Below are 21,230 nucleotides of genomic sequence, written 5' to 3'. Positions count from 1 at the left end.
GCAAGCTCGACCTGTATCCCGCACCACAGAATTGAGCAGGAGACCTTAGGTAGTGTTTGGCGCCGTTGCGCGGATCTTCCGCACCCCCGACCTCCGCCGCAAGATCGGCTTCACCCTCGCGATCGTGGCGATCTTCCGGCTGGGATCCTTCATCCCTGCTCCGTTCGTCGACTTCAGCGCCGTGCAGGCCTGTCTCGCCGGCAACCAGGGCACCTCGGGTCTCTACGAGCTCGTGAACCTCTTCAGCGGTGGAGCACTGCTCCAGCTGTCGATCTTCGCGCTCGGGATCATGCCGTACATCACGGCGTCGATCATCGTGCAGCTGCTGCGCGTGGTCATCCCTCACTTCGAGACGCTGTACAAGGAGGGGCAGTCCGGTCAGGGCAAGCTCACCCAGTACACGCGGTACCTCACCATCGCGCTCGGCGTCCTCCAGTCGACGACGCTGATCACCGTCGCCCGCTCGGGCGCCCTCTTCGGCAACTCCGGCGTCCCGGAGTGCTCGGCGCTCATCATCACCGACGAGTGGTACTCCATCCTCCTCATGGTCATCACCATGACCGCGGGCACCGGGATCATCATGTGGATGGGCGAGCTCATCACCGAGCGCGGCATCGGCAACGGCATGTCGCTGCTGATCTTCACCTCGATCGCCGCCCAGTTCCCCACCTCCCTGTGGTCGATCGCGCAGTCGCGCGGCTTCGAGACCTTCCTCCTCGTCCTCGGCGTGGGCCTCGTGCTCGTGGTCGCCGTGGTCTTCGTGGAGCAGTCGCAGCGGCGGATCCCCGTGCAGTACGCCAAGCGGATGGTCGGCCGCCGCACCTACGGCGGCAACAACACCTACATCCCGATCAAGGTCAACATGGCCGGCGTCGTGCCCGTCATCTTCGCCTCGTCGCTGCTGTACCTGCCCGCGCTCATCGCGCAGTTCAACCAGCCCGCCGCTGGCCAGGAGGCCCCGGTCTGGGTCACCTGGATCACGAACTACCTCACCAAGGGCGATCACCCGCTCTACATGGCGCTGTACTTCCTCCTGATCGTGGGCTTCACCTACTTCTACGTCGCGATCACCTTCAACCCGGACGAGGTCGCCGACAACATGAAGCGCTACGGCGGCTTCATCCCCGGCATCCGCGCCGGCCGCCCGACCGCCGAGTACCTCAACTACGTGCTCACCCGGGTGACGCTGCCCGGATCGGTCTACCTCGGCCTCATCGCGCTCGTGCCCCTCGTGGCCCTCGCGCTGGTCGGTGCGAACCAGAACTTCCCCTTCGGCGGCACGTCCATCCTGATCATCGTCGGAGTCGGCCTGGAGACGGTGAAGCAGATCGACTCCCAGCTGCAGCAGCGCCACTACGAAGGACTCCTCCGATGACGTCGCATCCGATCGGCTTCCGTCTCCTGCTGATCGGCCCTCCCGGCGCAGGCAAGGGGACCCAGGCCGCTCGGCTGAGCGACATCCTCCGGGTGCCCGCCATCTCGACCGGGGACATCTTCCGCGCGAACGTCGCTAACGAGACCGAGCTCGGTCTTCAGGCGAAGGCCTACCTCGACAACGGGCGCTACGTGCCGGACGAGCTGACCAACGCGATCGTGCACGACCGCCTCCAGGAGGCGGACGCGTCGACCGGGTTCCTGCTCGACGGCTACCCGCGCACCACGGAGCAGGTCGACGAGCTCGACCGCATCCTCGCCGCGGACGACAACCGGCTCGACGCGGTCGTCCAGCTGACGGCCGATCCCGACGAGGTCGTCGGCCGCCTGCTCAAGCGCTCGCTCGAGCAGGGGCGCAGCGACGACACCGAGGACGTCATCCGGCGCCGACTCGCGCTCTACGAGGAGCAGACGGCTCCGCTCATCGACGTCTACGCGGCCCGCGGGCTCGTGGTCGTGGTCGACGGCCTCGGGCCGGTCGACGAGGTGACCGAGCGGATCGTCGTCGCCCTCGAGGGCCACCGCGTGGGCCGCCTCGACACCCCGGCCGCCTGAGCCGTGGCGTTCCGCTCCTCGCTCTACAAGACGCCCGCGCAGCTGCGGGCGATGCTCGCTCCGGGCCTCGCCACGGCCGCCTCGCTCGACGCGGTCCGCACCGCGATCCGGCCGGGCGTCACCACGCTCGAGCTCGACGCGATCGCCGAGGCGGCGATCGTCGCGCTCGGCGGCCACTCGAACTTCCAGCTCGTCCCGGGCTACCGGCACACGATCTGCGCCTCGGTCAACGACGAGGTGGTCCACGGCATCCCCGGCGGGCGGGTGCTCGAGCCGGGCGACCTGGTCTCCATCGACAGCGGCGCCGAGATCGACGGCTGGAACGGCGACTCCGCGATGACGGTGGTCCTGCCCGATCCCTCCCGCCCGGAGGAGGTCGCGGCACGCGCCGAGCTCTCGCGGGTGACGGAGGGATCCCTCTGGCGGGGGATCGCCGCCCTCGCCTCCGCCCGCCACCTCAACGAGGTCGGCGCGGCGATCGAGGAGTACATCGAGGACGAGGCCGAGCGCTCGGGCCGCGTCTACGGCATCCTCACCGACTACATCGGCCACGGCATCGGGCGCACCATGCACGAGGCCCCGCCGGTCTTCAACTACCGGGTGCGCCAGCGCGGCCCCGAGGTGAAGCCGGGACTCGTCGTCGCGATCGAGCCGATGGTCACCGCGGGCAGCGCCGAGACCTTCGTCCGCGAGGACGAGTGGACGGTCGCGACCGAGGACAGCAGCATGGCCGCCCACTGGGAGCACTCCGTCGCCGTGCACCACGACGGCATCTGGGTCACCACGCTCGCCGACGGCGGCGCGGCCGGCCTCGCCCCCTACGGGATCGTGCCGACGCCCTTCGCCTAGAGGCCCCAACGCGGAGCTCCTCCGATCCGATGCGGAGGAGGCTCCTCGTGGCCTCTCGCGCCCGGCGGGGGTCTGTCGGGCGCCCACGAAGCGCGGGAGCGGGAGGACGACAGCGCCCTCCGGCTCCACCCGGAGTGCGGGAGGCGGCTAGCTGTCGATCACCCGCACCAGCTCCTCGATGAAGCCGCCGAAGTCCGTGGAGCGCCGGATGAGGCGCTGCACCTCCGCCCGGTCGGCGAACACCTCGACGAACTGGTCGAACACCGACTGGAAGGTGCTGCGGCCGGCCGAGGCGAACGCGATCATCGCGATCACGTTCACCCGCTGCTCGCCCCACTCCATCGCCGTGTCGTTCACGACGATCGCGATCGAGGTGCGGCGCGCGCTCATCGCCATCGCGTGCGGGACCGCGAGGTTGTCGGTGAACGCCGTGGAGCTCATCCGCTCGCGCTCGATGGCGCCGTCGACGTAGTCCTCGTCGATGATGCCGCCGGCGATCATCCGCTCGCCCAGCATCCGGATCATCGCCGCCTCGTCGCGCGCGTGCACGTTGCGGAAGAACAGCTCCTCGTCGAAGAACTGCAGCAGCTCGTCCTTGATCTGCGCGCGGCGGCGGTGCCGGCGGACGCGGGCGATCGCCCGGCGCACCGTCTCGACGTCGTGGTCGGTGAGGAACGGCTGCACGACCACGACGTCGTCGGACGCGGGGCGCTCGTCGATCGTGGTGATGACGAGGTCGGCGGTGAGCCGGTCCCAGTCGACGTCGCTCCGCGTGATCAGCGAGCGCACCTCCACCTCGGTGCCGAGGGAGCGCTCGACGCGCAGGCGCAGCATGTGAGCGAGGTCGTAGTAGTTGGGGCAGACGATCACGCAGGACAGACGCTCCTCCCGCCGGGACACCCGCTCGAGGAAGGAGCCGACGTGGAGGGCGATGTAGGCGATCTCGTCCTCGTTGACCACGACGCCCCGCCGGCGCTGCAGCCCGCTCGCCAGGAACACCGCGATCTCGTACGTCATCGGGTAGCTGGTCTTGATCGAGCGGGTGAGCGGGTTGCGGGAGTAGCCGCCCTCGGCGGCCCGGGCGATCAGGTTGCGCACGTGCAGGGCGAGGCGGACGATGAAGCCCTCGTCGTCGAGGTCGACCAGGTACTCGCGGTTGACGTCGGCGACGAGCTCGCGGACGACGGCGAGGTCCTCCGGGTCGAGGTAGTTCTCGACCACGGCGGCGACCGGCTCGTTCTGCCCGGGCGTCGCCACCCGCGTCGTCATCAGGATCGCGAGCTGGGCGAGCTCGGCGTCGGTCAGGCGCGTCGCGAAGTGCCGCTCCACCAGTTCCGCCAGCAGGGCCGCGAGCTCGCCGTGGATCGCGGGGGAGGGGCGGGAGCCGGAGGGGTCCCCGACGCCGCGGGCGACGCGGTCGACGGCGATCGCGATGTGGAGGAGGACGCTGTTCACGCCGTAGTCGTTGATGTAGTAGCCGCGGGTCTCGAGCTCAGCCAGCAGCTCGGTCTTGAAGGCGCCGAGGCCGGGGGAGGCGAACTCGCGCTGGACGTCGTCGAGGGTGAAGACGCCCTGCGCGCTCTCGTCGCGGAACATCCGGGAGATCAGGCGGCGGCGGGCCTCCTCGCTGCCCTCGAGGCGCACCGACGGGCCGCGCCGGACCAGCCCGAGGCCGGCCTCGTCGGCGAGGGCCTTCACCCGGCGCAGGTCGGCGTCGACGGTCGACTCGCTCACCGACAGCGCGTCGGCCAGGGCGAAGACGTCCAGGCCCTCGTCGGAGTCGACCAGGCGGCGGACGATGCTGTACAGCCGGTCGCGCGGGGTGTCGGGCTCGACGTCGCGGCTGCGCTGCGCCTCCAGATAGGCCGCGTACGCCTCGCGCGCGAGCCGGTAGCCGTTCGCGGAGGACTCGACCGGCTCCAGCGGGGCGGCCTGCGCCTTCACCGCGGTGACGTAGCTCCGGACGCTGCGGGTGGTGACTCCGAGCCTGTCGGCGAGCTCGTGCGCCGTCACCCAGCCCTCGGCGCGGGAGAGGTACTCCAGCAGTCGTTCGCGGTTGTCAGGCATCAGGCTCCAGGCGTGCGGTCGGGGCGGGCGCCGGGAGCGCCACGACCCTGCCGCGGGCCCGCAGGACGCGGGCGGCGAGTCGTACGTTCCGTCAGTCAATCACCCCGGCGACGCGCCCGGGAGCCCCCGCGCCGCGGGCGGAAGGGGCCGTCTTCCGCCCCCGCGGAAGATTGTCTGCTGGAGGGTGCCGCCCCTCCGAGGGGATGCTTGGATGAATCACGACCCGGACGCGAGGAGGCGAACGAGGTGCGGAAGATCCTGATCGTCTGCGGTGCAGGCGCGTCGAGCACGTTCCTGGCCCACCGGCTGCGAGCGGGCGCGAAGGAGCGCGGCATGGATGCCGTGTTCCACTCCGAGACCCTCACCGGTCTCGACCACTCCCTCCCCGAGGCAGACGTCCTCCTCGTGGGGCCGCACCTCGAGTCGCAGTTCGACGGACTCCGCCACCGTGCGGAGCTCGTGGGAGCCGCGGCCGCCCTCCTCCCGCCCGATGTCTTCGGAGCGCACGGTGCCGATGCCGTGCTCGAGACCCTGCCCGTCCTCTTCGCCGCTCGCGCGGTCGTCGCAGGCGCGGACGGGGACTCCTCCACCCGCCCGGTCCGTCCGGGCGAGCCCGACTCCGGGCACCACTGATGCAGTCGCGACTGCAGGATCAAGGAGAAACGTTCATGGTCGAGCGCACCGTGCAGGTTGCATCGTCGAAGGGCCTCCACGCCCGCCCCGCCTCGCTCTTCAGCCAGGCCGCGGCGAAGTCGGGTCAGAAGGTCCTCGTCGCCAAGGGCGACGCGACCCCGGTCAACGCCGCGTCGATCCTCGGGATCATCTCGCTCGGCATCGAGCACGGCGACGAGCTCACCGTCAGCGTCGAGGGCGACAACGAGCAGGCCGTGCTCGAGGAGCTCGCGACCTTCCTCACCACCGACCACGACGCGTGACGCGGAGCGTCACGCAAGGCGGCCGGCCCCGGCGCCCACGGCGCCGGTAGCCGCGGCAGCCCCTGGAGCGTGACGGCGACCCTCACCGGGTCGCATCAGGCGCCTGCGAGACCCGGCCCCGCCCTCTGCCGGCCCCACGCCGCCGCCCCCGCATCCACTTCTCCCGCCCGCACTCCGCACGACAGGAACGAGCACCCATGACGCTGTCCACTCCTCAGACCGCCTACGCCTCCGCCAAGCTCCAGGGCACCGGAGTGGGACGCGGGCTGGCCCTCGGGCCGGTCCTGCGCATGCCGGAGCCGCTGCCCGAGCCCGAGGACACCGCCAGCACCCGCAGCGTCGCCCAGGAGGAGGAGCGCGCCGTCTCGTCGCTGTCCGCCACCGCCGCGACGATCCGCCACCGAGGCGAGCGGGCCGGCGGCTCGGCGAAGGACGTCCTCGACGCCCAGGCCCTGATGGCCGAGGACCCGTCCCTCGCGGACGACGTCAAGGCGCGGATCGCCGGGGGCAAGACCGCGGAGCGCGCCGTGCACGAGGCCTTCGCCGGCTTCCGCGACCTGCTCGTGGCGATGGGCGGCTACATGGCCGAGCGCGCGACCGACCTCGACGACGTCTCGCAGCGCGTCGTGGCGCACCTGCGCGGCGTCGCCGCTCCCGGCGTCCCCGAGTCGGACGAGCCGTTCGTGCTCGTCGCCCGCGACCTCGCTCCGGCCGACACGGCGCTGCTCGACCTCGAGAAGGTCCTCGGCCTGATCACCAGCGACGGAGGACCGACCTCGCACACGGCGATCCTCGCCCGGGAGAAGTCGATCACCGCCATCGTCGGCACCACCGGCGCCCTCGACCTGCGGGACGGCCAGCTCGTCATCCTCGACGCCACCTCCGGCGTCGTGACGGTGAACCCCTCGGACGCCGAGATCGGCGCCGCGAAGTCCTCGATCGCCGAGCGCGCCGAGATGCTCGCCGCACCGGTCGTCCCCGGCGCGCTGGCCGACGGCCACGCCGTGCCGCTGCTCGCGAACCTCGGCTCGGCCGACGGCGCTGCGAACGCGGTCGAGCTCGGCGCCGAGGGAGTGGGGCTGTTCCGCACCGAGTTCCTCTTCCTCGACGCGAAGGAGGCGCCCTCGGTCGCCGAGCAGGCGGAGCAGTACACGCGCCTGCTCGCTGCGTTCCCCGGCCGCAAGGTCGTCGTCCGCGCGCTCGACGCCGGCGCCGACAAGCCGCTGAGCTTCCTCAACGACGACCACGAGGAGAACCCGGCCCTCGGTCTCCGCGGACTGCGCGCCCTCCGCGCCAGCGAGCAGATCCTCCGCGACCAGCTCACCGCCCTCGCCCAGGCCGACGCCGCCACCGACGCCGACCTCTGGGTCATGGCGCCGATGGTCGCGACCGTGGACGAGACCCGCTACTTCACCTCGATGGCGCGGGAGCTCGGCATCCGCACCGCCGGAGTGATGGTGGAGGTCCCCTCCTCCGCCCTGCTCGCCGACCGCATCCTCGGAGTCGCGGACTTCGCCTCGATCGGCACCAACGACCTGACCCAGTACACGCTCGCCGCCGACCGCATGCTCGGCACGGTCTCGGCGTTCCAGGACCCGTGGCACCCGGCCGTGCTCCGCCTCGTCGGCGAGGTCGGCCGCGCGGGAGCGGCGCTGGGCAAGCCCGTCGGGATCTGCGGAGAAGCCGCCGCCGACCCGCTGCTCGCCGTGGTCCTCGTCGGCCTCGGCGCCACCACCCTCTCGATGTCGCCGTCGGCTCTCGCCGACGTCCGCGCCGAGCTGGCCGAGCACACCCTCGACGATGCCAAGCGGTACGCGGAGCTCGCTCTCGCCGCCGACAGCGCCGCCGATGCCCGCTCCGCGGTCACCGAGGCGATCGCCGCCTCCTGATCCCGGATCACCAGCCCCACCCCCCTGCACCACCCCGCCACTCGGGAGCCGGGACGCCTCAGGAGCGTCCCGCCCGCCCGCCCCTAGAAATCGGAGAACACACCACATGACAACGACGTCAGCGACGTCGACGCGCGGTGGAGCGCGCGTCCACGTCCAGCGCTTCGGCACCTTCCTCTCGGGAATGGTCATGCCGAACATCGCGGCCTTCATCGCCTGGGGCTTCATCACGGCCCTCTTCATCCAGACCGGATGGCTCCCGCTCCTCGGCATCGACGCCACCTGGGTCCAGCAGTTCGGCGGCTGGAGCACGGATCCCGACGTGGTCAACACCGGCCTCGTCGCCCCGATGATCACCTACCTCCTCCCGCTCCTCATCGCGAACACCGGCGGCCGCATGGTCTACGGCGCCCGCGGAGGCGTGGTCGGCACCATCGCGACCATGGGCGTCATCGTCGGCGCCGGCATCCCGATGTTCATCGGCGCCATGATCATGGGCCCGCTGTCGGCGTGGCTCATGAAGAAGGTCGACTCGATCTGGGACGGCAAGATCAAGCCCGGCTTCGAGATGCTGGTCAACAACTTCTCCGCCGGAATCCTCGGCCTCCTCCTCGCGCTCCTCGCCTTCGCGGGCGTCGCGCCGCTCGTGGTCGGTCTCTCGACCGCCCTCGGTGCGGGCGTGGAGTTCCTGGTCAACGCGGGCCTGCTCCCGCTGACCTCGCTCTTCATCGAGCCGGCGAAGATCCTCTTCCTCAACAACGCCATCAACCACGGCATCCTCACGCCGCTGGGCGTGCAGCAGGCGGAGGAGGCAGGCAAGTCCTACCTCTTCCTCCTCGAGGCCAACCCCGGCCCCGGCATGGGCGTGCTCCTGGCCTTCGCGTTCTTCGGCGTCGGCGCGGCCCGCGCCTCGGCTCCCGGCGCGGCGATCATCCACTTCATCGGCGGCATCCACGAGATCTACTTCCCGTACGTGCTGATGAAGCCGGCGCTCCTCGCGGCCGTCATCCTCGGCGGTGCGACCGGTGTCGCGACGAACGTCGCGTTCAACTCCGGCCTCCGCGCCCCCGCCTCGCCCGGCTCGATCATCGCGGTGCTCCTGCAGACCGCGAACGACAGCTTCCTCGGCGTCATCCTCTCGGTGATCCTCGCGACCGCCGTGTCGTTCCTGGTGGCCTCGGTCATCATCCGGTCCGGCCGCAAGCGCGACCTGGCCGCGGAGCAGGAGGGCGACGACAAGCTCGCCGCCGCCGTCGCCGCCAACGAGGCGAACAAGGGCAAGGAGAGCGCCGTCGGCTCGCTCATCAACGCCCGCGGCGCCAACGCTCCGCAGGACTCGGCCGGCGCCTCGACCGCGGGGGCCACGGCAACCGCGACCCAGGTCCGGAACATCGTCTTCGCCTGCGACGCCGGCATGGGCTCGTCCGCGATGGGCGCCTCGGTGCTGCGGAACAAGATGAAGAAGGCGGGCTTCGAGGACGTCACGGTCACCAACAAGGCGATCGCCGCTCTCGAGGACGACGTGGACCTGGTCATCACCCAGGCCGAGCTCACGGAGCGCGCCCGCCAGCGCACCCCGGGCGCCATCCACGTCTCCGTGGACAACTTCATGAACAGCCCGAAGTACGACGAGGTCGTCTCGCTGGTCGCGGAGCAGCACGGCAAGTAGTACGCCAACCATTCGGAGGGAACCCGTAGGGTGCGACAGAGCGGACACGCTCCGCTCGCCCCTGCGGGTTCCCTCGCTGTCAGCACCTCCACGGAAGGACGCACCCCATGAGCGACGTGCTCACCATCGGACAGATCGACGCCTCCGGCACCGCCACCACGAAGGAGGCCGCCATCAAGGAGGCCGCCGACATGCTGGTCGGCGTCGGCGCGGTCACCCCCGCCTACTACGAGGCCATGCTCGCCCGCGAGGCGACCGTCTCGACCTACATGGGCAACCTGCTCGCCATCCCGCACGGCACCAACGACGCGAAGGACGAGATCCGCTCCTCCGCCCTCTCGTTCGTGCGCTATGCGCAGCCGATCGACTGGGACGGCAACGAGGTGCGCTTCGTCGTCGGCATCGCCGGCGTCGACAACGAGCACCTCGAGATCCTCTCCAAGATCGCGATCATCTTCTCGGAGGAGGACGAGGTGCAGAAGCTCCTCGACGCCCCGGACGCGCAGTCGCTCTACAGCCTGCTGGGCGAGGTCAACTCCTGATGCCCACCGCCGTCCACTTCGGCGCCGGCAACATCGGCCGCGGCTTCGTCGGCCTGATCCTGCACGGCGCAGGCTACGAGCTCGTCTTCGCCGACGTCAACTCCGAGCTGATCGGCCGCCTCGCCGCCGCCGACAGCTACGAGGTGCACGAGGTGGGGGAGGAGGCGGCCACGCACGTCGTCGACCGCTTCCGCGCGATCGACTCGGCCGCCGACGAGGAGGCGCTCGTCCGCGAGATCGCCGCCGCCGACATCGTCACCACGGCCGTCGGCCCGAACATCCTGCGCTTCGTCGCCCCCGTGATCGCGAAGGGCCTCGCCGCCCGCGACGAGTCGGCGCCGCGTCTGGCGGTCATGGCCTGCGAGAACGCGATCAACGCCACGCGCCTCCTGCAGACCGAGGTCGCCGCGAACCTCGGCGCGGACGAGTGGGAGCGCCTGCGCACCCGTGCCGTCTTCGCCGACACCGCGGTGGACCGCATCGTCCCGAACCAGGACCCGGGCCAGGGCCTGGACGTGACGGTGGAGAGCTTCTTCGAGTGGGTCGTCGACCGCACTCCGTTCGAGGGCACCGAGCCGGAGATCCCGGGCGCGACCTGGGTCGACGACCTCGAGCCGTTCATCGAGCGGAAGCTCTTCACCGTGAACACCGGCCACGCGACGGCCGCCTACACCGGCTTCGCGACCGGAGCGCACAAGCTCTCCGACGCGCTGGCGATGCCCGAGGTGCACGACGCGGTCAAGGCCGCGCTCGAGGACACCAAGGCGCTCATCGTGGCCAAGCACGGCTTCAGCGACGAGGAGCAGCAGGCCTACCTCGAGAAGACGCTGAAGCGCTTCGCCAACCCGTACCTGACCGACACGGTCGACCGGGTCGGACGCCAGCCGTTGCGGAAGCTGTCGCGGCACGAGCGCTTCATCGGACCGGCGGCCGAGCTCGCCGAGCGCGGGCGCACGCCGGAGGGCCTGCTCGCCGCGATCGGCGCCGCGCTGCGCTTCGACGTGCCCGAGGATCCCCAGAGCGTGGAGCTCCACGAGAAGCTGGCCGCGCTCACCCCGGAGGAGTTCGTGGCGGAGGTCACCGGCCTCACGGCCGAGCACCCGCTCTTCGACCGGGTCGTGGCGGTCGTCCGCGGCTAGTCCCGTGGCCGCACGGCGGTGAACGACGACGAGGTCCCCTGCTTCCCGCGGGGGACCTCGTCGTCGTCTGCGGCGGCTCGGGCGGAGCGCTAGAACAGCCGCCAGCGCGTGAGCGGCCAGGCCACGGCGAAGACGCGTCCGGTGACCCTGTCGATCGGCACGGTCTTCACGCACGTGTCGATCGGCCCGCCGGCGCCGCGGCACTCGCCGAGCGAGTCGTTGGAGTTCGACCGGTGGTCGCCCAGGACGAAGAGGGAGCCCTCGGGGACGGTGTACTCGTCGAAGCAGCGGAGGGACGCGGGGCTCGTCGTGCAGTCGAGGGTCCCGGGGGTGAAGGGGAAGTCCTCGAACACGTAGGACTCGTCCAGCGGCTTCCCGTCGACCAGCACGTGCCCCTCGGCGTCGCAGCAGGAGACGGTGTGGCCCCCCTCGGCGATCAGCCTCTTGACGAGGAACTCCTCGTGGGAGGGGCCGATGCTGGTGACGTCGCCGAACGTCTTCACGATCTCGGAGAGGGAGCTGCCGGCCTCGTCGCTCGCGCCCCAGTCGGCGTCGCGCGAGAAGACGACGATCTGGCCCTCCTCCGGCCCGCCCTGGAGGGCGAGGGTGCGGTCGACCAGGATGCGGTCGCCGAAGAATCCGCCGCCCTGAAGGGTGTTCTCCATCGAGCCGGTCGGCACCGTGTACACCTTCACGAAGAAGGTCTGCACCAGGGCGATGACCGCGATCGCCGCCAGGATCGTCACCACCGGGTGCGAGTACCAGCTCCGCCTCGCGGTCGCGGACCTCGTCGTGCGCGCCATGTGCTCTCCCTCCGGCTCGACGGAGCCAGCCTAGGCGGCGGCGGACGCGGGGCCCGGCAGGGGGCGCGCGTCGGGCGCGGAGGCGGAGGAGGGGCGACACGCCCGAGGTGGCGGAACGGCCGCGATTCGCGTAGCATCGACCCTTGGTGTTTTGCGCGTGCTCCGGCATGCCCGCGAACCCCGATCCGGGCTCTCGCCCGGTGGTGGCTCGTCGCGGAAACATTCGCACGACCAGTACACACACTACTTCCGAACGACAGTGAGGCTATGGCCAAAAAAGACGGTGTCATCGAAATCGAAGGTGCGGTTGTCGAGGCGCTCCCCAACGCGATGTTCCGCGTGGAGCTGACCAACGGACACAAAGTTCTCGCCCATATCTCGGGCAAGATGCGTCAGCACTACATCCGGATCCTCCCCGAGGACCGGGTGATCGTGGAGCTGAGCCCCTACGACCTGACCCGCGGCCGGATCGTCTACCGCTACAAGTAGACGTTCGCTCCGCTGACGTTCGCGACGTGCGTGTCCTGTAAGGAACGGCCCCGGCATCCGCCGGGAGCACGACGCCAGCGAAAACAAGGACAAGAACAATGAAGGTCAACCCCAGCGTCAAGCGCATCTGCGACCACTGCAAGATCATCCGCCGCCACGGCAACGTGATGGTCATCTGCAGCAGCAACCCCCGCCACAAGCAGCGCCAGGGCTAGTCCCGCTGCTTCCGCGAGGGAGCGCAGGGGCGGCGTGCCGCCCCACTGCACAACTGAACACACCCGCAGCACCAGAAATCGCGCAGCACCCCGGCGACCCCGGGGTGGACGGCGAGGACACCTTCGGTCGGAGGCCGAGGCACCGGTGCTGCTTCACACCTCCACTCACTCACAGGAGAAGCCACAATGGCACGTCTGGCAGGAGTAGACATCCCGCGCGAGAAGCGCGTGGAGGTCGCACTGACCTACATCTACGGTGTCGGCCGCACTCGCGCGCTCAAGACCCTGAGCGACACCGGGATCGACGGCAACATCCGCGTCAAGGACCTCAGCGACGACCAGCTCGTCTCGCTCCGCGACTACATCGAGGGCAACTACAAGGTGGAGGGCGACCTCCGCCGCGAGGTCGCCGCCGACATCCGCCGCAAGGTCGAGATCGGCTCGTACGAGGGCCTCCGCCACCGTCGCGGCCTCCCGGTCCGTGGACAGCGCACCAAGACGAACGCGCGCACCCGCAAGGGACCCAAGCGCACCGTCGCCGGCAAGAAGAAGGCCGGCCGCAAGTAACGCGGGCGACACGGACCTAGAGGAGATACAGAATTGGCTACCCCCAAGTCGGCCGCGCGCAAGCCGCGCCGCAAGGAGAAGAAGAACATCGCTGTGGGCCAGGCCCACATCAAGTCGACGTTCAACAACACCATCGTCTCGATCACCGACCCCTCCGGGGCCGTCATCAGCTGGGCCTCGTCCGGTGGAGTCGGCTTCAAGGGCTCGCGCAAGTCGACGCCGTTCGCCGCCCAGCTCGCCGCCGAGTCGGCCGCGCGCCAGGCTCAGGAGCACGGCATGAAGAAGGTGGACGTCTTCGTGAAGGGCCCCGGCTCGGGTCGTGAGACCGCGATCCGCTCGCTCCAGGCCGCAGGCCTCGAGGTCGGCTCGATCAACGACGTCACCCCGCAGGCGCACAACGGCTGCCGCCCGCCCAAGCGTCGTCGCGTCTAAGCAGCACTCGCAGCCGTCGGCCGGCCGCACGAACCGCCTCCGGGCGGGGAGTGCGGCCGGCCGGCGGATCGCGCATTTCTTTCACAACTCCACACCTCGCAAACGCACGTGTCATATAGCGGACACGTGATCGAAAGGAATCATCAGTGCTTATCGCACAGCGTCCGACGCTCACCGAGGAGAACATCTCGGAGTTCCGTTCCCGCTTCGTCATCGAGCCCCTCGAGCCCGGCTTCGGCTACACGCTCGGCAACTCGCTGCGTCGCACCCTGCTGTCCTCCATCCCCGGCGCCGCTGTCACCAGCATCCGGATCGACGGAGTCCTGCACGAGTTCACGACCGTCCCGGGCGTCCGCGAGGACGTCACCGAGATCATCCTGAACATCAAGGGACTCGTCGTCTCCTCCGAGCACGACGAGCCGATCACCGCCTACCTGCGCAAGCAGGGAGCCGGCCAGGTCACCGCCGCGGACATCTCGGCTCCGGCCGGTGTCGAGATCCACAACCCGGAGCTCGTCATCGCCACGCTGAACGACAAGGCGAAGTTCGAGCTCGAGCTCACGATCGAGCGCGGCCGCGGCTACGTCTCGGCGACCCAGAACCGCAGCGAGTTCTCCGAGGCCGGCCAGATCCCGGTCGACTCGATCTACTCGCCCGTGCTGAAGGTCACCTACCGCGTCGAGGCCACCCGTGCCGGCGAGCGCACCGACTTCGACCGCCTGGTCGTGGACGTGGAGACGAAGGCCGCGATCTCGCCGCGCGACGCCATCGCCTCCGCCGGACGCACGCTGACCGAGCTGTTCGGTCTCGCCCGCGAGCTGAACAACGCGGCCGAGGGCATCGAGATCGGCCCCGCGCCGGTCGACGCGGTCCTCTCGACCGAGCTGTCCATGCCCATCGAGGACCTCGACCTCTCGGTGCGCAGCTACAACTGCCTCAAGCGCGAGGGCATCAACAACGTCAATGAGCTCGTCGCCCTCTCGGAGACGCAGCTCATGAACATCCGCAACTTCGGTCAGAAGTCGGTGGATGAGGTCAAGGAGAAGCTGACGGAGCTCGGCCTGTCGCTCAAGGACTCGGTCCCCGGGTTCGACGGCGCCCACTTCTACAGCTACGACGACGAGAGCATCTAGGTCCTCCGCTCCGGAGCCCCGGCTCCTCGCGTCCGACCTGCTGACACCCCTTTAGTACTGGAGTAAACCCATGCCCAAGCCCACCAAGGGCCCCCGCCTCGGAGGCGGACCCGCACACGAGCGCCTGCTGCTGGCGAACCTGGCCGCGGCCCTGTTCACGCACAAGAGCATCAAGACGACCGAGACCAAGGCCAAGCGCCTTCGTCCGCTCGCCGAGCGCCTGGTGACCTTCGCCAAGCGCGGCGACCTGCACGCCCGCCGTCGCGTCCTCGCGACGATCGGCGACAAGTCGGTCGTCCACGAGCTCTTCACCGAGATCGCTCCGCTCGTCGCCGAGCGCGAGGGCGGCTACACCCGCATCACCAAGATCGGCCCCCGCAAGGGAGACAACGCGCCCATGGCCGTGATCGAGCTCGTCCTCGAGCCCGTCACGCCCAAGGCGAAGAAGTCGCGCACCGCCACGGCGCCCGTGTCCGCTCCGGTGGACGAGGCCCCCGCCGAGGAGCCCACTGCCGAGGAGACCCCCGTCGAGGAGGCGCCCGTGCAGGACGCTCCCGTCGAGGACGCCGCGCAGGACGCTCCTGTCGAGGAGACCGGCGCGACCAAGTAGTCACGCCCCCTCTGCCGAGAGCCCTCCGTCCCCTCCGGGGCGGGGGGCTCTCGGCGTTCCACGGGGCCGAGTGGCGCGAATCGTCGCTTACGATGGCACGGCTGCGCTCGTCGGGTGCGGCCGCGTCACGACCGGCGCTCCCGGGGTCCGCCCCGACGATCCTCGGAGGACTCCTGTGCGACTGCGCTCCTCGGCCGCTGCGGCGCTCCTCGCCCTGGCACTCGCGGCCGGAGTGAGCGGCTGCGTCTCCGGCGAGGTGATCGACGTGCCGGAGTCGGCGGGTCTCGCGAGCACGCCCCCGGTGCCGTCGCCCGCACCGACCGTGCCCTCCGTGCCGTCCGTGCCGTCGAGCGAGGGCGTGGACTGCGCGACCGCTCTCCCCGCCTCCCTCGTCGAGCAGGAGGCCGGCTCGACGGCGGGCACCGTGTCGATCACCGCCGCGGGAGACACGTGCTCCTACGCCGTCGACGGCGGCGATCCGGTCGTCGTGCTGACGCTGCACCGCGGGCCCCTCGTCGAGACCTTCACCGGTGCGGGCGAGGCGCTCGGCGCCGTGCCGGTCTCGCTGGGCACGGCCGCCTACTGGGTGCAGGGCATCGCCTCCGCTCCCTCCGAGCTGGCCGTGCTCGCAGGCGGCTGGGAGGCGCGGATCGTCTCCTCGGTCGGCGAGCAGTCGACGCTGGTCGGCTGGGCGGTCTCGGCCCTGGCGACCGTCGACGTCCCGCTCGCGGTCGCCTGAGCCGCGACCACGGCGCGCTCTAGACTCGTCTGATGCTCCACCGCGTCCGCCTCGACCTGGCCTACGACGGCTCGCACTTCTCCGGCTGGGCCAAGCAGCCCGGCCTCCGCACCGTGCAGGGGGTGCTCGAGGAGTCGCTCGCCCTGGTGCTGCGCTCCGAGCAGCACCCGACCGTGACGGTCGCCGGGCGCACCGACGTCGGCGTGCACGCCAGCGCCCAGGTCGCCCACGTCGACCTCACCCCCGAGCAGTGGGGCCGCATCAGCAGCGGCAGGCGCCGACCGGGGGAGGAGCCGTTCCCGCCCGCGTCGATCCTGGAGCGGCGGCTCCGCGGGATCCTCGGGCAGTACACCGACGTCTCGGTGCACCGGGTGACGGAGGCGCCGGAGGGGTTCGACGCGCGGTTCTCGGCGCGCTGGCGGCGGTACGAGTACCGGCTGGCCGACGCCTCCTCGATGCGCCACCCGCTCGACCGCACGTACACCACCTGGATCACCGACTCCCTCGACCTCGACGCGATGACGGCCGCGGCCCGCTCGCTCCTGGGCCTTCACGACTACGCGTCGTTCTGCCGTGCCCGCGCAGGGGCCACCACCATCCGGAGCCTGCTCGACTTCACCTGGGAGCGCGACGCCGACGGAGTCCTGCACGCCCACCTGCGCGCGGACGCCTTCTGCCACAGCATGGTGCGGGCCCTCGTGGGTGCGTGCGTGGCGGTCGGCGCCGGGAAGCTCGAGGCGGGGGCGGTCCCGCTGCTCCGGGACGCCGCCCGACGGACCAACGCGTTCGCGGTGATGCCGGCCCGCGGCCTCATCCTCCGCGAGGTCGACTACCCCGAGGACGACGCACTCGCCGAGCGGGCCCTGCTCACCCGGGCGAAGCGCACCGTGCGGACCGAGGGGCCGGACCCGGAGGACTCGGAGTGAGGCGAGGGCGCGCGACCGCGCCCCGCGACCCGTGGCGGCCCGGGCCGCACCTCCCGCCGCCGGAGCCCCTGCCGCCACGATCCGTGCTTGGCCGCACGGGGGCTTTGCTGTAATGTCGACCCTTGGTGTTTTCGGCCGTGTGCCGAGCGCCCGAAGTTGAGCCCTCCACCGGATCGGTTCGGCCCCTCGCGGGTCGAACGGCCACGGAGCGGGATCCACGAACACCTCACTCCGACCAGAAAGCAGCACTCACGTGACTCGCACTTTTTCTCCGAAGCCGGCTGACGTCCAGCACGACTGGATCGTCATCGACGCGTCCGACGTCGTGCTCGGCCGTCTCGCCACCCACGCCGCGGCGCTCCTGCGCGGCAAGCACAAGGCCACCTTCGCGCCGCACATGGACATGGGCGACTTCGTCATCATCGTCAACGCGGAGAAGGTCGCCCTCACCGGCCAGAAGCTCCTCCAGAAGAAGGCCTACCGCCACTCCGGCTACCCGGGCGGCCTCTCGGCCACCACGTACGCCGAGCTCCTCGAGAAGAACCCGGTCCGCGCCGTCGAGAAGGCCATCCGCGGCATGCTCCCCAAGAACTCCCTCGGCCGCGCCCAGCTGCGCAAGCTGAAGGTCTACACGGGATCCGAGCACCCCCACGCGGCCCAGCAGCCGCAGGCGTACGCCTTCACCCAGGTCGCCCAGTAGGCTCCGGCCCTCCCCGACATCCCAGACTTCGAAGACAAAGGATCACCTACACCGTGGCGAAGATCGCAGACCAGATCGACGTGGCTCCCGAGAGCTACTCCACCGAAAGCCCGGCCACCGAGGCGTCCACGACGCCCCGCGCCGTCCTCAACGTCTCCGGCGCAGCCGTGGGCCGACGCAAGCAGGCCATCGCCCGCGTGCGCCTCGTCCCCGGCAACGGCGGCATGACCGTCAACGCCCGCGAGTTCGCGGAGTACTTCCCCAACAAGCTGCACCAGCAGCTGATCACCGACCCCTTCAAGGTGCTCGACCTGATCGGCTCCTACGACGTGGTCGCCAAGATCACCGGCGGCGGCCCCTCCGGTCAGGCCGGCGCACTGCGCCTCGCCATCGCCCGTGCACTCAACGAGATCGACCGCGAGAACAACCGCGCGATCCTGAAGAAGGCGGGCTTCCTGACCCGCGACGCCCGCGTCATCGAGCGCAAGAAGGCCGGTCTCAAGAAGGCCCGCAAGGCGTCCCAGTTCTCGAAGCGCTAGTCGACGCGGCCTGACGGCCGCACGACCAGCAGCTCGAGAAGGGACTGCGCACCATGCCGCGCCTGTTCGGAACAGACGGCGTCCGTGGCCTCGCGAATCGCGAGGTCACGGCCGACCTGGCTCTCGGCCTCGCCCAGGCGGCCGCCCGTGTACTCGGAGCGGCCGCCCGGGCCGAGGGCCGTCGGCCCGTCGCCGTGCTCGCCCGCGACCCCCGCATCTCCGGTCAGTTCATCGGAGCCGCGGTCGCGGCGGGTCTCGCGAGCGCGGGAGTCGACGTGCTCGATGCGGGCGTCATCCCGACGCCCGCCACCGCCTACCTCATCGCCGACGAGAACGCCGACTTCGGCGTGATGATCTCGGCCTCGCACAACCCCGCCGCCGACAACGGCATCAAGTTCTTCGCCGCCGGCGGACGCAAGCTCCCGGACGAGCTCGAGAACCGCATCGAAGCGGCCCTCGGAGTGCCCCCGCTCACGCCGACCGGAGCCGACGTCGGCCGCATCACCCGCTTCTCCGACGCGGAGGACCGCTACGTCCTCCACCTGCTCGGATCCCTCGAGGGCACCCGTCTCGACGGCCTGCACGTGGTCATCGACTGCGCGCACGGCGCCGCCGCCGGCATCTCGCCCCAGGTGTTCACCGACGCCGGAGCGACCGTCACCGTCATCGGCAACGACCCCGACGGCCTCAACATCAACGACGGAGTGGGCTCCACCCACCTCGACAACGTCGCCGACGCCGTCCGCGCGGCCGGCGCCGACATCGGCATCGCCCACGACGGCGACGCCGACCGCTGCCTCGCGGTGGACGCCGAGGGCCGCATCGTCGACGGCGACCAGATCATGGCGATCCTCGCGACAGCCATGGCCCGCCGCGGCGCCCTCCGCGACGACGTCCTCGTGGCCACCGTCATGAGCAACCTCGGCCTCAAGCTCGCCATGCGCGACGCCGGCATCCGCGTCATCGAGACCGCGGTCGGCGACCGCTACGTCCTCGAGGCGATGAACGACGGCGGCTACTCGCTCGGCGGGGAGCAGTCCGGCCACGTCATCATGAGCCGCTACGCCACCACCGGCGACGGCGTGCTCACCGGCCTCCAGCTCGCGGCCGAGATGGCCCGGACCGGACGCACGATCGCCGACCTGGCCGCCGTCATGTCCGTCTTCCCGCAGACCCTCCTCAACGTGCGCGGCGTCGACCGCGAGGGCGTCCGCGACGACGAGGTCATCGCCTCCGCCGTCGCCGACGCCACCGCCGAGCTCGGCAGCGACGGCCGCGTGCTCCTGCGCCCCTCCGGCACGGAGCCGATGGTGCGCGTCATGGTCGAGGCGAAGACGCAGGAGACGGCCGACCGCCTCGCCGAATCGCTCGCCGCGGTCGTGCTCGAGCGGCTGCGTTCTTAAGGAGCCGCTCCCTGCGCGGCTCCTCGCGGTCGGCTTGGGGAGGTGGTTGCGATGGGTGGAGCGGGGCGCGTTCGCCGCGGGTGAATCGCTTGGCACGCGGCTGTGTTCGTTGCGGGGCCGCTCCCTGCGCGGCCCCTCGCGGTCGGCTTCGCGAGGTGGTTGCGATGGGTGGAGCGGGGCGCGTTCGCCGCGGGTGAATCGCTTGGCACGCGGCGGTGTTCGTTGCGGGGCCGCTCCTTGCGCGGCCCCTCGCGGTCGGCTTCGCGAGGTGGTTGCGATGGGTGGAGCGGGGCGCGTTCGCCGCGCGTGAATCGCTTGGCACGCGATTCCCGCTGACGGCTGTGTTCGTTGCGGGGCCGCTCCCTGCGCGGCCCCTCGCGGTCGGCTTGTGGAGGTGGTCGCGCTGGGTGGAGCGGGTCGCGATCGCCGCGCGTGAATCGCTTGGCACGCGATTCCCGCCGACGGCTCGTGGGTGGTCCCGAGCCTGCACCGATCCTGCGGTGGAGGGGTTCGAGGAGGTCGGTGGCTGCGCGGTGCGCGCGGCGGCGAACAACGACCGGGGGCGCGGTCAGATCTTGCGGAGGAGGACCGAGGAGACGGTGTGGTCGGCCTGCTTGCGGAGGACCAGGCTCGCGCGGGAGCGGGTGGGGCGCACGTTCTGCAGCAGGTTCGGCTCGTTGATCGCGGCCCAGATGCTCCGCGCGCGCTCGCGGGCCTCATCCGGGCTGAGCGCCGCGTATCGGTGGAAGTAGGAGTTCGGATTCGCGAACGCGCCCTGCTGCAGGGTGAGGAAGCGCTCCTCGTACCAGCGCGCGATGTCGCTGGTCCGGGCGTCGACGTAGACGGTGAAGTCGAACAGGTCGCTCACCGCCAGGCCGTGACCGGGTACCGGCGGCTGCAGCACGTTCAGGCCCTCGACGATCAGCACGTCCGGCCGCCGCACGACGATCTCGGCGTCGGGGACGATGTCGTAGGAGAGGTGCGAGTAGAACGGCGCGCGCACCTCCGCGGCCCCGCCCTTCACCTCCGAGACGAAGCGGAGCAGCGCCCGCCGGTCGTACGACTCGGGGAAGCCCTTGCGGCTCATCAGACCGCGGCGCTCCAGCTCGCGGTTGGGCAGCAGGAAGCCGTCGGTGGTCACCAGCTCGACGCGGGGCGTGTCCTCCCAGCGGGCGAGCAGCTCCCGAAGCAGGCGCGCGATCGTCGACTTGCCCACCGCGACCGACCCCGCGACGCCGATCACGAACGGAGTCGGCTGCGCGCGCTCCCCGAGGAACGTGCTCGTCGCGCGGTGCAGGTGCCGCGCGCCACCGGCGTACAGGCTCAGCAGGCGCGAGAGCGGCAGGTAGACCTCCGCGACCTCGGTGAGGCTCAGCCGGTCGCCCAGCCCCCGCAGCTGCACGACCTCGGTCTCCGACAGCGGCAGCTCCGTGGTGCGGGCGAGCTCGGCCCAGTCGGAGCGGACGATCTCGACGAAGGGGGAGGGGTGCGCGTCGCGCGCGGGATCGCGAGGAGACGACGGCATGGGGACCGATCCTAGCGTCCGCCCCGCCGGGTGCCCGACGCCGCGGGAGGCGCCTCCGCGCCGCTTAGAA

The 21,230-nt window shown here is 70.8% G+C and carries 23 protein-coding genes; 20 read left to right on the top strand and 3 right to left on the bottom strand.

Annotated features, from left to right (window positions below; all coding sequences use genetic code 11):
* Positions 1 to 52 precede the first annotated feature (52 nt).
* Genes secY through map form a run of 3 tightly spaced genes read left to right on the top strand, consistent with a single transcriptional unit; the run spans position 53 to position 2,838 of the window.
* Positions 53 to 1,375, top strand: a complete 1,323-nt coding sequence (secY, locus tag C5C39_RS01460; protein ID WP_104224557.1) for a preprotein translocase subunit SecY — start codon at positions 53 to 55, stop codon at positions 1,373 to 1,375.
* Positions 1,372 to 1,989 (top strand): adenylate kinase, encoded by a 618-nt coding sequence (locus C5C39_RS01455; protein WP_181028829.1) that lies wholly within the window; start codon positions 1,372 to 1,374, stop codon positions 1,987 to 1,989. Before secY ends, C5C39_RS01455 begins: the two co-directional genes overlap by 4 nt.
* A gap of 3 nt (positions 1,990 to 1,992) precedes the next feature.
* On the top strand, positions 1,993 to 2,838 hold the full coding sequence (gene map, locus C5C39_RS01450; RefSeq protein ID WP_104352469.1) for a type I methionyl aminopeptidase: 846 nt from the start codon (positions 1,993 to 1,995) through the stop codon (positions 2,836 to 2,838).
* 147 nt (positions 2,839 to 2,985) lie between these two features.
* Here map and C5C39_RS01445 read toward each other — a convergent pair whose 3' ends face one another.
* Positions 2,986 to 4,905, bottom strand: a complete 1,920-nt coding sequence (locus C5C39_RS01445) for a BglG family transcription antiterminator (protein WP_104352468.1) — start codon at positions 4,903 to 4,905, stop codon at positions 2,986 to 2,988.
* Between the two features lie 207 nt (positions 4,906 to 5,112).
* On the opposite strand from C5C39_RS01445, the gene C5C39_RS01440 reads away from it, so the two are divergent.
* The 6 genes from C5C39_RS01440 (at position 5,113) to C5C39_RS01415 (ending at position 11,079) form a co-directional block, all read left to right on the top strand.
* Positions 5,113 to 5,538 carry a PTS sugar transporter subunit IIB gene (locus C5C39_RS01440; protein ID WP_181125660.1) on the top strand — a complete coding sequence of 142 codons (426 nt, stop codon included), beginning with the start codon at positions 5,113 to 5,115 and terminating at the stop codon, positions 5,536 to 5,538.
* Positions 5,539 to 5,573: 35 nt separating this feature from the next.
* Entirely contained in the window at positions 5,574 to 5,840 is a 267-nt protein-coding gene (locus tag C5C39_RS01435; protein WP_104224553.1) for an HPr family phosphocarrier protein, read from the top strand.
* 290 nt (positions 5,841 to 6,130) lie between these two features.
* On the top strand, positions 6,131 to 7,729 hold the full coding sequence (gene ptsP, locus C5C39_RS01430) for a phosphoenolpyruvate--protein phosphotransferase (protein WP_244229676.1): 1,599 nt from the start codon (positions 6,131 to 6,133) through the stop codon (positions 7,727 to 7,729).
* A gap of 106 nt (positions 7,730 to 7,835) precedes the next feature.
* Entirely contained in the window at positions 7,836 to 9,398 is a 1,563-nt protein-coding gene (locus C5C39_RS01425) for a PTS mannitol transporter subunit IICB (protein WP_104224995.1), read from the top strand.
* 107 nt (positions 9,399 to 9,505) lie between these two features.
* Positions 9,506 to 9,940, top strand: coding sequence for a PTS sugar transporter subunit IIA (locus tag C5C39_RS01420; protein ID WP_104224996.1), 435 nt, complete (start codon positions 9,506 to 9,508; stop codon positions 9,938 to 9,940).
* On the top strand, positions 9,940 to 11,079 hold the full coding sequence (locus C5C39_RS01415; RefSeq protein ID WP_104352467.1) for a mannitol-1-phosphate 5-dehydrogenase: 1,140 nt from the start codon (positions 9,940 to 9,942) through the stop codon (positions 11,077 to 11,079). Before C5C39_RS01420 ends, C5C39_RS01415 begins: the two co-directional genes overlap by 1 nt.
* 89 nt (positions 11,080 to 11,168) lie before the next feature.
* On the opposite strand, the gene lepB is transcribed toward C5C39_RS01415, so the two are convergent.
* Positions 11,169 to 11,882, bottom strand: a complete 714-nt coding sequence (gene lepB / locus C5C39_RS01410; protein WP_104352466.1) for a signal peptidase I — start codon at positions 11,880 to 11,882, stop codon at positions 11,169 to 11,171.
* A 267-nt stretch (positions 11,883 to 12,149) separates the two neighbouring features.
* On the opposite strand from lepB, the gene infA reads away from it, so the two are divergent.
* From infA to glmM, 11 genes are all read left to right on the top strand, one after another.
* Positions 12,150 to 12,371: a translation initiation factor IF-1 gene (gene infA / locus C5C39_RS01405; RefSeq protein WP_022883252.1), complete on the top strand. Its 222-nt coding sequence runs from the start codon at positions 12,150 to 12,152 to the stop codon at positions 12,369 to 12,371.
* 98 nt (positions 12,372 to 12,469) lie between these two features.
* Positions 12,470 to 12,586 (top strand): 50S ribosomal protein L36, encoded by a 117-nt coding sequence (rpmJ, locus tag C5C39_RS01400; protein WP_055787164.1) that lies wholly within the window; start codon positions 12,470 to 12,472, stop codon positions 12,584 to 12,586.
* A 186-nt stretch (positions 12,587 to 12,772) separates the two neighbouring features.
* Positions 12,773 to 13,153 (top strand): 30S ribosomal protein S13, encoded by a 381-nt coding sequence (gene rpsM / locus C5C39_RS01395; protein WP_068251511.1) that lies wholly within the window; start codon positions 12,773 to 12,775, stop codon positions 13,151 to 13,153.
* Between the two features lie 33 nt (positions 13,154 to 13,186).
* Positions 13,187 to 13,585: a 30S ribosomal protein S11 gene (gene rpsK / locus C5C39_RS01390; protein ID WP_055787170.1), complete on the top strand. Its 399-nt coding sequence runs from the start codon at positions 13,187 to 13,189 to the stop codon at positions 13,583 to 13,585.
* Between the two features lie 146 nt (positions 13,586 to 13,731).
* The gene (locus C5C39_RS01385) at positions 13,732 to 14,718 is read left to right on the top strand and encodes a DNA-directed RNA polymerase subunit alpha (RefSeq protein ID WP_104224999.1); all 987 of its coding nucleotides are present in this window, start codon (positions 13,732 to 13,734) and stop codon (positions 14,716 to 14,718) included.
* A 70-nt stretch (positions 14,719 to 14,788) separates the two neighbouring features.
* Positions 14,789 to 15,328, top strand: coding sequence for a 50S ribosomal protein L17 (gene rplQ, locus C5C39_RS01380; protein WP_104251133.1), 540 nt, complete (start codon positions 14,789 to 14,791; stop codon positions 15,326 to 15,328).
* A gap of 175 nt (positions 15,329 to 15,503) precedes the next feature.
* Positions 15,504 to 16,067: a hypothetical protein gene (locus C5C39_RS01375; protein WP_104352465.1), complete on the top strand. Its 564-nt coding sequence runs from the start codon at positions 15,504 to 15,506 to the stop codon at positions 16,065 to 16,067.
* A 32-nt stretch (positions 16,068 to 16,099) separates the two neighbouring features.
* Positions 16,100 to 16,993 (top strand): tRNA pseudouridine(38-40) synthase TruA, encoded by an 894-nt coding sequence (locus C5C39_RS01370; RefSeq protein WP_104238770.1) that lies wholly within the window; start codon positions 16,100 to 16,102, stop codon positions 16,991 to 16,993.
* A gap of 253 nt (positions 16,994 to 17,246) precedes the next feature.
* Positions 17,247 to 17,693, top strand: coding sequence for a 50S ribosomal protein L13 (rplM, locus tag C5C39_RS01365; RefSeq protein WP_104225003.1), 447 nt, complete (start codon positions 17,247 to 17,249; stop codon positions 17,691 to 17,693).
* A gap of 53 nt (positions 17,694 to 17,746) precedes the next feature.
* A complete protein-coding gene (gene rpsI / locus C5C39_RS01360; RefSeq protein WP_104225004.1) occupies positions 17,747 to 18,232 on the top strand; it encodes a 30S ribosomal protein S9 in 486 nt (161 codons plus the stop codon).
* Positions 18,233 to 18,285: 53 nt separating this feature from the next.
* Entirely contained in the window at positions 18,286 to 19,635 is a 1,350-nt protein-coding gene (gene glmM, locus C5C39_RS01355; protein ID WP_104251130.1) for a phosphoglucosamine mutase, read from the top strand.
* 568 nt (positions 19,636 to 20,203) lie between these two features.
* On the opposite strand, the gene coaA is transcribed toward glmM, so the two are convergent.
* The gene (gene coaA, locus C5C39_RS01350) at positions 20,204 to 21,160 is read right to left on the bottom strand and encodes a type I pantothenate kinase (RefSeq protein WP_104234153.1); all 957 of its coding nucleotides are present in this window, start codon (positions 21,158 to 21,160) and stop codon (positions 20,204 to 20,206) included.
* Positions 21,161 to 21,230 lie beyond the last annotated feature (70 nt).

Origin of the sequence: Rathayibacter sp. AY1F3 (genome assembly GCF_002931975.1) — a bacterium.
Taxonomy (GTDB): domain Bacteria; phylum Actinomycetota; class Actinomycetes; order Actinomycetales; family Microbacteriaceae; genus Rathayibacter.
The sequence above is the reverse complement of the archived record's forward strand: the minus strand, read 5'-3'. Positions and strand labels throughout refer to the sequence as shown.

What these genes read in the sequence shown, in the direction of transcription:
- C5C39_RS01455 (WP_181028829.1), top strand. Translation starts at nt 1,372, where the DNA reads ATGACGTCGCATCCGATCGGCTTCCGTCTCCTGCTGATCGGCCCTCCC.
- C5C39_RS01445 (WP_104352468.1), bottom strand. Translation starts at nt 4,905, where the DNA reads ATGCCTGACAACCGCGAACGACTGCTGGAGTACCTCTCCCGCGCCGAG.
- C5C39_RS01435 (WP_104224553.1), top strand. Translation starts at nt 5,574, where the DNA reads ATGGTCGAGCGCACCGTGCAGGTTGCATCGTCGAAGGGCCTCCACGCC.
- ptsP (WP_244229676.1), top strand. Translation starts at nt 6,131, where the DNA reads ATGCCGGAGCCGCTGCCCGAGCCCGAGGACACCGCCAGCACCCGCAGC.
- C5C39_RS01425 (WP_104224995.1), top strand. Translation starts at nt 7,836, where the DNA reads ATGACAACGACGTCAGCGACGTCGACGCGCGGTGGAGCGCGCGTCCAC.
- C5C39_RS01420 (WP_104224996.1), top strand. Translation starts at nt 9,506, where the DNA reads ATGAGCGACGTGCTCACCATCGGACAGATCGACGCCTCCGGCACCGCC.
- C5C39_RS01415 (WP_104352467.1), top strand. Translation starts at nt 9,940, where the DNA reads ATGCCCACCGCCGTCCACTTCGGCGCCGGCAACATCGGCCGCGGCTTC.
- lepB (WP_104352466.1), bottom strand. Translation starts at nt 11,882, where the DNA reads ATGGCGCGCACGACGAGGTCCGCGACCGCGAGGCGGAGCTGGTACTCG.
- infA (WP_022883252.1), top strand. Translation starts at nt 12,150, where the DNA reads ATGGCCAAAAAAGACGGTGTCATCGAAATCGAAGGTGCGGTTGTCGAG.
- rpmJ (WP_055787164.1), top strand. Translation starts at nt 12,470, where the DNA reads ATGAAGGTCAACCCCAGCGTCAAGCGCATCTGCGACCACTGCAAGATC.
- rpsM (WP_068251511.1), top strand. Translation starts at nt 12,773, where the DNA reads ATGGCACGTCTGGCAGGAGTAGACATCCCGCGCGAGAAGCGCGTGGAG.
- rplQ (WP_104251133.1), top strand. Translation starts at nt 14,789, where the DNA reads ATGCCCAAGCCCACCAAGGGCCCCCGCCTCGGAGGCGGACCCGCACAC.
- C5C39_RS01370 (WP_104238770.1), top strand. Translation starts at nt 16,100, where the DNA reads ATGCTCCACCGCGTCCGCCTCGACCTGGCCTACGACGGCTCGCACTTC.
- glmM (WP_104251130.1), top strand. Translation starts at nt 18,286, where the DNA reads ATGCCGCGCCTGTTCGGAACAGACGGCGTCCGTGGCCTCGCGAATCGC.
- coaA (WP_104234153.1), bottom strand. Translation starts at nt 21,160, where the DNA reads ATGCCGTCGTCTCCTCGCGATCCCGCGCGCGACGCGCACCCCTCCCCC.